General features: G+C 72.2%; 9 protein-coding genes and 1 pseudogene. 7 read left to right on the forward strand and 3 right to left on the reverse strand.

The annotated features are described in order from the left end of the window. Window positions 1–86 precede the first annotated feature (86 nt). Complete coding sequence (locus J1C73_RS11995) at window positions 87–560, reverse strand: DUF5990 family protein (protein ID WP_207316359.1); 474 nt, start codon at window positions 558–560, stop codon at window positions 87–89. Window positions 561–676: 116 nt separating this feature from the next. Continuing rightward, window positions 677–1,477 carry an aminotransferase class IV family protein gene (locus tag J1C73_RS12000; protein WP_207316352.1) on the reverse strand — a complete coding sequence of 267 codons (801 nt, stop codon included), beginning with the start codon at window positions 1,475–1,477 and terminating at the stop codon, window positions 677–679. 87 nt (window positions 1,478–1,564) lie between these two features. Here J1C73_RS12000 and J1C73_RS12005 point away from each other — a divergent pair, with 87 nt between their 5' ends. Continuing rightward, a complete protein-coding gene (locus J1C73_RS12005; RefSeq protein WP_207316353.1) occupies window positions 1,565–2,212 on the forward strand; it encodes an NADPH-dependent FMN reductase in 648 nt (215 codons plus the stop codon). 68 nt (window positions 2,213–2,280) lie between these two features. Further along, a complete protein-coding gene (cutA, locus tag J1C73_RS12010) occupies window positions 2,281–2,652 on the forward strand; it encodes a divalent-cation tolerance protein CutA (RefSeq protein ID WP_207316354.1) in 372 nt (123 codons plus the stop codon). Here cutA and J1C73_RS12015 read toward each other — a convergent pair whose 3' ends face one another. Then, complete coding sequence (locus J1C73_RS12015) at window positions 2,653–3,387, reverse strand: SanA/YdcF family protein (protein WP_207316355.1); 735 nt, start codon at window positions 3,385–3,387, stop codon at window positions 2,653–2,655. Between the two features lie 111 nt (window positions 3,388–3,498). Between J1C73_RS12015 and J1C73_RS12020 the strand changes: the two genes are divergently transcribed. The 5 genes and pseudogenes from J1C73_RS12020 to dnaG form a co-directional block, all read left to right on the forward strand. Then, window positions 3,499–3,822 carry an HAD hydrolase family protein gene (locus tag J1C73_RS12020; RefSeq protein WP_242644047.1) on the forward strand — a complete coding sequence of 108 codons (324 nt, stop codon included), beginning with the start codon at window positions 3,499–3,501 and terminating at the stop codon, window positions 3,820–3,822. Between the two features lie 240 nt (window positions 3,823–4,062). Further along, window positions 4,063–4,242, forward strand: a pseudogene (locus J1C73_RS34740) (sirohydrochlorin chelatase); the annotation flags it as partial. Between the two features lie 36 nt (window positions 4,243–4,278). Then, window positions 4,279–5,598 carry a deoxyguanosinetriphosphate triphosphohydrolase gene (locus J1C73_RS12025; RefSeq protein WP_207316356.1) on the forward strand — a complete coding sequence of 440 codons (1,320 nt, stop codon included), beginning with the start codon at window positions 4,279–4,281 and terminating at the stop codon, window positions 5,596–5,598. Between the two features lie 372 nt (window positions 5,599–5,970). Next, complete coding sequence (locus J1C73_RS12030; protein ID WP_207316357.1) at window positions 5,971–7,230, forward strand: NAD(P)/FAD-dependent oxidoreductase; 1,260 nt, start codon at window positions 5,971–5,973, stop codon at window positions 7,228–7,230. Between the two features lie 126 nt (window positions 7,231–7,356). Continuing rightward, a partial coding sequence (gene dnaG, locus J1C73_RS12035) for a DNA primase (RefSeq protein ID WP_207316358.1) occupies window positions 7,357–8,777 on the forward strand: 1,421 nt, incomplete at its 3' end.

The following is an 8,777-nucleotide window of genomic DNA, read 5'->3' on the forward strand; positions in this document are numbered from 1 at the left end:
ACAGGGAGCCGCCCTCATCGGACCCACCCCCCCTGGGCCCGATGAGGGCGGCTCCCTGTCCGCAGGGGTGTGTCAGGGGAGCGCGCTCATGCCGGGGCGGTGGCGGACCACTCGATGACCGGCGGCCGGACCCGGGCGCAGAGCGGCTGGCCCTTGGCGTCGGAGAGCGGCAGCCGTGCGGTGAGGTGCCCGGAGCGTGCGGCCGCTTCGAGGGTGTCCGCCCCGATGTCGGCGAACATCAGCTTGGCCCGCCGGAACATCGAGAAGAGCCCGTTCTCGTCGACTGTCCCCCACGACAGGTAGACGAAGCGCCCCCCGAGCCTGTCCTGTACGTACGGCCCGCTGATTTCGACACCGTCCGCGGAGGCGGAGGCGGGAGCAATGGCGGTGCAGTCCAGGGTCCAGGAGGCTGACGGGGCGTCCCCGGGGAGCAGCCCGAGGAGTTCGCCGGGCCGGTCCTTGCGCTGCACGCCCACGTGGATGTTCTCGTAGCCGGCGAAGGCGCCGCCCGGCCCGCAGGCACGGCCGGGCAGGCGTGAGCCCTCGATATGGATCTGCATGCGCGACTGCGGGCCTTCGGTGGGGATCTCCATGCGCCCATGGTCCCCTCTCGGGGTCCCGCCCCTGACCGGCCGTGCGCCGAGGGCGTCCCGCGGCCCGGTCGGGGGCGGAGGTCTCAGACGGTGTCCCAGGGCGCCCTCTCGTAGGCCGCTTCCAGCCGTCTCATCAGCTCCTCGTCCACCGTGAACGCGGTGTCATCGATCCGCCGGACCGGCGCCATGCCCTGCGAGTTGGTGACGAAGGCCGACCGGTAGGCCCCCAGCCCGTCCAGCGTCACCGGACTGTGCCGCGACCGGACCCCCATGCCGGGGAACTCCTGCTCCAGCAGGGCCATGGTGATACCGAGCAGCGCGGGAGCCTGCGGCCAGACGACCGAATCGCCGTCCCAGAAACCGATGTTGGTGAACGACCCCTCGGTCACCGAGCCGTCCGGCAGGGTCAGCACCGCATCGTCGAAGCCCGCTCGGGAGGCGAGGTTCCCGTAGTACGTCTGGCCGAAATCGCCGGGGCGCTTGAGGTGCGGCACGGTACGGGCGTACGGGACGGACATCATGCTCTTCGGTCCGGTGGGCATCCTCGCCGGTCCGCGCACCGTCACCATGACGGTCGTCGCGGTGGCGCCCGGCGGCAGGAACCCGTGCACCCGCACCGAGCCGTCCACGACCCCCGCGCCCCGCAGGGCGTGCCGGATCAGCTCGCGCACCCGTCCGCCGTCCAGCGGGAGTTCGAAGAGCGCCCGGTTCGCGCCGTCCAGCCGGTCCAGGTGCAGCCGGAGCCCGCGTACCCGGCCCTCCCTGACCTGCATCGCGGTGAAATGGCCGTAGTTGAAGAAGGCGGCGGTCCGCAGATCGTCCTCGGTGGCCGGATGTCCGTCGAACTCGGCGTACGGGACCGGTGCGGCTGCTGGAGTCGTCATGCGTTCCACCGTATGCCGACACGCCCGGCGGAGGGGGCGGTCGCAGGCGCTTGACCTCAACCATGGTTGAGGCGTGAGCCTCTTCCCATGGACCTCACCACAGCTGAATCCACGGCCGCAGCCGCAGTTGCCACCACTGCCGCCACCGCCTCCGGCGACGCCCCCTTGAAGGTCGCGGTCATTCTCGCCAGCAACCGCGAGGGCCGCTTCGCCCCCGTCGTCGCCGACTGGTTCCTCTCCCGTACCGACGGTCACCCCGCCGTCGTGACCGACCTGGTCGATGTCGCCGGACTCGACCTCCCGACCGTGCACTCGTACCGCCCCGGACCCGAGCTGCGGGACCGACTGGCCGAGGTCGCGGGCCGGTTGGCGGCCGCCGACGCCTTCGTCGTCGTCACCCCCGAGTACAACCACTCCTACCCGGCCCCGCTCAAGAACCTCATCGACTGGCACTTCACCGAATGGCAGGCCAAACCCGTCGCCTTCGTCTCCTACGGAGGTGTCTCCGGCGGGCTGCGCGCGGTCGAGCACCTGCGGCAGGTCTTCGCCGAACTGCACGCCGTCTCGATCCGCGACACCGTCTCCTTCCACAACGCCGGCGCACTGTTCGACGACGAGGGCAGGCACCGGGACCCGGCCGGTCCCGACGCCGCCGCGAAGTCGCTGCTCGACCAGCTGGTGTGGTGGGGCCGGGCGCTGCGGGACGCGAAGGAGGTGCGGCCGTACGGCGGCTGACCGGGCGGCAGCGGGCCCCGCACCCGACAATCGGGGGAGGACCGCTGCCGACTCCGAGGAGACCGAAGGTGACTTCGCCCGCATGGCTGACCGTTCTGACCACGACGGACAGTGAGGAGAAGGCCCGGCTGCTGGCGCAGGGCGTGGTGGAGGCGCGGCTCGCCGCCTGCGTACAGATCTCCGCTCCCGTCATCTCGGTCTACCGGTGGCAGAACGCCATCGAGACCACCGAGGAGTGGCAGCTGCTCCTGAAGACGACGGCCGAGCGGTACGACGAACTGGAGGCCCATCTCCAGGAGGCGCACGACTACGACACCCCGGAGATCATCGCGATCCCGGTGGTACGGGGCAGCGCCGGCTACCTCGGCTGGGTGTCGGCGGAGACCGCACCGGTCACCTCGGGAGGGAGCCGAGGGCCCGGCCGCCGCGATGAGGCGTGATCACCGGTCGTCCGCCGCGAGCGCCGTTTCCACTCCCGGCTCCCGGGGGCCCAGGAAGTGCGGGTCGGGCTTGAACAGCGCGTCCAGGGCCGCCTTCCCCGCCGCGGCGATCTCCCGCGTCCCGCCGTAGTACCAGGTCGCGTCGTGCACGGCATCGACCCCGACGCCGTACGCGTCGATCCCCGCCGCCCGGCAGAGCGCGATCGCCCGCCGGACATGGAAGCCCTGGGTCACCAGCACGGCCCGGTCCACCCCGAAGATCTTCTTGGCCCGGACGCACGAGTCCCAGGTGTCGAAGCCGGCGAAGTCGCTGACGATCCTGCTGTCCGGCACCCCGTGCCCGACCAGGAACGTGCGCATCGCGTCCGGCTCGTCGTACTCCACCCGGCTGTTGTCACCGGTCACCAGCACGACCTTGACCTTCTTGTCCCGGTACAGCTCGGCCGCGGCCCGCAGCCGGTTCGCGAGATACGGGGACGGCTTCCCGTCCCACAGCCCCGCCCCGAACACCACGGCGACCTCCCGCACGGGCGCGTCCGCCGTCGTCCTGACCCGGGCGTCGGCGACCGAGTGCATCCAGGTGGCGGGTGCCAGGCCCAGCACACAGGCGACCATCACGCCCTGCACGGCCCGGCGCCGCGCCCGGCGGGTCCGCGGCAGCCGGGGCCGCAGCCGGGCGGCCGTTCTCCTCAGCCGGCCCCGGCCCGTCCCCGCACCCCGTCGCTTCAGCCGCATGAGAACGCCCTCGTTCCTGTCTGTCCTGTGCCGTACCGAACTGTCCCCTCATGTCTTGACGACAGGACCGACCAAAGGGTTCTCCGGGGCGGCCGTCGGCAGTATCGGCCGATGCTGCTCCCACGGCTGATCGCCTCAGATCTCGACGGCACCCTGCCGCGCGACGACGGCACGCTCTCGCCCCGCACCCTGCGCGCCGCCGAGGCCATCGCCTTCGGCGACATGACCAACGGCCTCACCGTCCTCGACCGGGCCGGCACCGGCTACGCCATGGCCCACGCCCACCCGGGCCGTGCCGGCCGCCGTACCGGTGCACACCGCCAGCAACGAGGAGGACGGCGTCGCCCACGTCATCGAGCGGCTGCTCGGCGGCACCGGCCCGGACCGGGGCCGCCGTCCGACAGAGCCCCGGGCCGTGCGGTGACGCTGCGGTAGACACCCGTGACCGGCACGCAACGACGCGGCAACCCGAGCCCGGCACCATCGGTTCATGACGGAGCCGGCACCGGAACACCCTCAGGAGTCCCCACCCCTCGACAGCACGGCGCAACTGCTGACCCGTATCACCGCGCAGCTCGGCACCCAGCTCTGCCTCGTCTCCCTGAACGGAACGCGACGGCCCATGCACCGCAGCCGGTACCAGCCCGCGCAGGGCCGCACGAGCCCCCTGGCCCCACCGCCCCGGGACGCTTCGCCTCGGCCGCCGCCCAGGCCGCACCGTGGATCGCCGCAGCCCCGCTCGGCGCCCACCCGGCGACGGCCCGGCTGCTGCCGCACCGCTACGACCAGGCACGGACGGCCGGTGTCCCGGCACGCGAAACTCCTATGAACACACATTTCCTGGCGTCCGCCTGAGCCCTCATGTCAGCCCGGCCGATTAATGTCGACCCCATGGACGGCACGCACCACACGCACGGCACGCAGGAACCGGACACGGCACCCTACGGCGCCGCCGACGCCGAACGCTGGGACACCGAAGCGGACAAACGGCCCGGCCGTACGGCTTTCCAGCGCGACCGCGCCCGAGTGCTCCACTCCGCCGCGCTGCGCCGGCTCGCCGGGAAGACCCAGGTGGTCACCCCCGGCACCCGCAGCTACGCCTGGGACGCCAGCCCCCGGACCCGGCTCACCCACTCCCTGGAATGCGCCCAGGTCGGCCGCGAGCTCGGCGCCGCACTCGGCTGCGATCCCGACCTCGTCGAGACGGCCTGCCTCTCCCACGACATGGGCCACCCGCCCTTCGGCCACAACGGCGAGCAGGCGCTCAACGACTTCGCCTCCGACTGCGGCGGCTTCGAGGGGAACGCGCAGTCGCTGCGCCTGCTGACCCGGCTCGAACCGAAGCGCTTCGTCCCCGACCCCCGTACCGGCGAGCTGGTCAGCGTCGGGCTCAACCTGACCCGCGCCGCGCTCGACGCCGCCACCAAGTACCCCTGGCCCCGGGGCGCACACCCCACCGACCCCGGCTCGCCGAAGTTCGGGGTCTACGAGGACGACCTGCCGGTCTTCGACTGGTTCCGCAAGGGCGCCCCGCAGGACCGCAAGTGCTTCGAGGCCCAGGTGATGGACTGGTCCGACGACGTGGCGTACTCCGTCCACGACTTCGAGGACGGGCTGCACGCCGGGCACATCGACCCCAACTGCCTGGACGCCGAGCCGGAGCGGCAGGACATCTGGCAGGTCGCCATCGGGCGGTACGTCCCGGCGGACACCGACCCGCAGGAGCTGTCCGAGGCGCTGGACCGGCTCATCGGCCAGGACTGGTGGCCGCACGGCTACGACGGCTCGGCCGTCGCCCAGGCCCGGCTGAAGGACGCCACGAGCCAGCTGATCGGCCGGTTCTGCCTCGCCGCCGAGAGCGGCACCCGCCGGGCGTACGGCACCGGCCGGCTCGGCAGGTACGGTGCCGAGCTCGTCGTACCCCGCGAGGCGCGCAACGAATGCGCGGTGCTCAAGGCGGTCGCCGACCGCTACGTCATGCAGCGCGCCGAACAGGAGGCGATCCGCGCCGACCAGCGGATCGTCATCGCCGAACTGGCCGCGGCGCTGACCGCCCGCGCGCCGGAGGGGCTGGAGCCGCAGCTGCGGGCGCTGTACGAGTCCGCGCCCGACGACCGGTCCCGCAAGCGCGTCCTGGTCGACCAGATCGCCGCCCTGACCGACGCGTCGGCCCGCACCCTGCACCACTCGCTCACCGTGCCCGGCCGATGACCCCGCACCGGACCCCTTCCGCGCCGTTCCGGCGCCGGCGAAGACCGGCCCTGCCCGCACCGGTGGCCACCCCGGATGCGTCCCGCCGTGGCGTGTCCCGCGGCAATGGGGGCGCGGCGGAGACGTCCGGCCATGTGACAGATGGTGTGCTGGGTGCCCGTACCGCGTGGCCCCGGCCACGTGCCCGGGGTGCCCGTATCGCGTGGCCCGGCCACGTACCTGCCACCCTGTTCCCCGTGGTGCGGCACCGGTCCGCGGACCGGCCCATGACCACTGGGTGTGACCTGATCGGCTCACACCCTCTTTCGCCATCACGCTGCGTGCGGGACGCTCGCAGTTGGCGCCGCGCAGCAAGCACCGAGGAGGCATCAAGTGGTCGACGCACATCGGACGTTCGTCATTGTCGGCGGAGGACTGGCCGGAGCGAAGGCGGCGGAGACGCTCCGCTCGGCGGGTTTCAGCGGCCGGGTCATCCTGATCGGCGATGAGCGCGACCATCCGTACGAACGCCCACCGCTCTCCAAGGGGTACCTGGCCGGCAAGGAGGAACGCGACAGCGTCTTCGTCCACGAGACGGCCTGGTACGCGGGGGCCGACATCGAGCTCCACCTGGGCCAGCCCGTCACCGTGCTGAACCGCGACGCCCGTTCCGTGGAGCTCGGCGACGGCACCGTCATCCACTACGACAAGCTGCTCCTGGCCACCGGCGCCGAGCCGCGCCGCCTCGACATCCCCGGCACCGACCTGGCGGGCGTCCACCATCTGCGCCGCCTCGCCCACTCCGACCGGCTGCGCAACGTACTGGCCGCGCTCGGCCGCGACAACGGCCATCTGGTGATCGCCGGAGCCGGCTGGATCGGCCTGGAGGTCGCGGCGGCGGCCCGCGGATACGGCGCCGAGGTCACCGTCGTCGAATCGGAGGCGACCCCGCTGCACCGGGTCATCGGCCCCGAGCTCGGCCAGATCTTCACCGATCTGCACAGCGACCACGGCGTCCGCTTCCACTTCGGCGGCCGGCTCACCGAGATCGTCGGCCAGGACGGCATGGTGCTCGCGGTCCGCACCGACGACGGCGAGGAGCACCCCGCCCACGACGTCCTCGCCGCGATCGGGGCCGCCCCGCGCTCCGCCCTCGCCGAGGCGGCCGGCCTCGACATCGCCCCCCGCGCCCAGGGCGGCGGCATCGCCGTGGACGCCTCCCTGCGCACCAGCGACCCGCACATCTACGCCGCCGGTGACGTGGCCAGCGTGGCCCATCCGGGGCTCGGCACCCGGCTGCGCGTGGAGCACTGGGCCAACGCGCTGAACGGCGGCCCGGCGGCGGCCCGCGCCATGCTCGGCCAGGACGTCTCCTACGACCGGGTGCCGTACTTCTTCTCCGACCAGTACGACCTCGGTCTGGAGTACTCGGGCTGGGCACCGCCCGGCAGCTACGACCAGGTGGTGATCCGCGGCGACGCGGGCAAGCGCGAGTTCATCGCCTTCTGGCTGAAGGACGGCCGTGTGCTCGCCGGGATGAACGTGAACGTGTGGGACGTCACCGACACCGTCCAGGAGCTGATCAAGGCAGGTCAGCCGGTCGACCCGGACGCGCTGGCCGATCCGTCGGTGCCGCTGGAGTCACTGATCTGAGCGATCCGGACCGCCCCGTGCCGGAGCCCGGCAGGCCCCGGCACGGGCGGACCCGGACACCGCCGGCGGCCCGCATCACACCCCGCCCGCACCATGGCTGTCACCGCCCACCCGTAGACTTCACCCGTGGCAGGCAGGATCAATGACGACGACGTGAAGGCGGTCCGGGACGCGGTCCCGATCGACGCCGTCGTTTCCGAGTACCTCCAGCTGCGCAACGCGGGCGGTGGAAACCTCAAGGGCCTGTGCCCCTTCCATGACGAGAAGTCCCCCTCCTTCCAGGTCAGTCCGAGCAAGGGTCTCTTCCACTGCTTCGGGTGCCAGGAGGGCGGCGACACGATCGCCTTCGTGATGAAGATCGACCACCTCCAGTTCTCCGAGGTGGTCGAGCGGCTCGCCGCCAAGGCCGGCATCACCCTGCGGTACGAGGAGGGCGGGTACAACCCCTCCCACCAGCGCGGTGAGCGGATCAGGCTGGTCGAGGCGCACAAGGCGGCCGCCCAGTTCTACGTCGAACAGCTGGACGGCCCCGAGGCCGAGATCGGCCGCAAGTTCCTCGCCGAGCGCGGCTTCGACCAGGCCGCCGCCGCCCACTTCGGCGTCGGCTACAGCCCGGCCGGCTGGGACCACCTCACCCGCTATCTGCGCGGCAAGGGCTTCAGCGACAAGGAGCTGATCGCCTCCGGCATCTCCCAGGACGGCAGGCGCGGCCCCATCGACCGCTTCCGCGGCCGGCTGATGTGGCCGATCAGCGACACCGCGGGCGACATCGTCGGCTTCGGCGCCCGCAAACTGCGCGACGACGACAACGGCCCGAAGTACCTCAACACCCCCGAGACCGCGATCTACAAGAAGTCCCAGGTGCTCTACGGCATCGACCTGGCCAAGAAGGACATCGCGAAGGCCAGCCGAGCCGTCGTCGTCGAGGGCTACACCGACGTGATGGCCTGCCACCTCGCCGGGATCACCACCGCCATCGCCACCTGCGGCACGGCGTTCGGCGGCGACCACATCAAGATCCTGCGCCGGCTCCTGATGGACAACGGCAGCGCCCGGGTGATCTTCACCTTCGACGGTGACGCGGCAGGCCAGAAGGCCGCCCTGCGCGCCTTCGAGGACGACCAGAAATTCGCCGCTGAGACCTACATCGCGATCGCCCCGGACAACATGGACCCGTGCGATCTGCGGCTGGCCAAGGGCGACGAGGCCGTCCGCGACCTGGTCGAACCCCGCACCCCGCTCTTCGAGTTCGCCCTCCGCCAGATCGTCGGCCGCTACGACCTGGAGACCCCGGCGGGCCGCGCCGCCGCGCTCGACGAGGCCGCCCCCGTCGTCGCCAAGATCAAGACGGGCAGCGTGCAGCGCGAGGTCGCCGTCCAGCTGGCCGGCTTCGTCGGCATCCTGGACCAGGAGTACGTCGTGCACCGGGTCAACCAGCTCGCCCAGTGGGCCCGCGGCCGGGGCGACCAGCGAGGACCCGCGCGCTCCTCCTCCCGCGCCGGCGCGCAGCACCAGCAGGCCCAGGCCCCCGCCGGTCCCTCGGGCCC

The organism is Streptomyces laculatispora (genome assembly GCF_017353455.1).
Taxonomy (GTDB): Bacteria; Actinomycetota; Actinomycetes; order Streptomycetales; family Streptomycetaceae; genus Streptomyces; species Streptomyces laculatispora.

Excerpts from the sequence above, each read along its gene's own strand:
- J1C73_RS12025 (WP_207316356.1), top strand. The coding sequence starts at position 4,279 with ATGGACGGCACGCACCACACGCACGGCACGCAGGAACCGGACACGGCA.
- J1C73_RS11995 (WP_207316359.1), bottom strand. The coding sequence starts at position 560 with ATGCAGATCCATATCGAGGGCTCACGCCTGCCCGGCCGTGCCTGCGGG.
- J1C73_RS12005 (WP_207316353.1), top strand. The coding sequence starts at position 1,565 with ATGGACCTCACCACAGCTGAATCCACGGCCGCAGCCGCAGTTGCCACC.
- J1C73_RS12015 (WP_207316355.1), bottom strand. The coding sequence starts at position 3,387 with ATGCGGCTGAAGCGACGGGGTGCGGGGACGGGCCGGGGCCGGCTGAGG.
- J1C73_RS12000 (WP_207316352.1), bottom strand. The coding sequence starts at position 1,477 with ATGACGACTCCAGCAGCCGCACCGGTCCCGTACGCCGAGTTCGACGGA.
- J1C73_RS12020 (WP_242644047.1), top strand. The coding sequence starts at position 3,499 with ATGCTGCTCCCACGGCTGATCGCCTCAGATCTCGACGGCACCCTGCCG.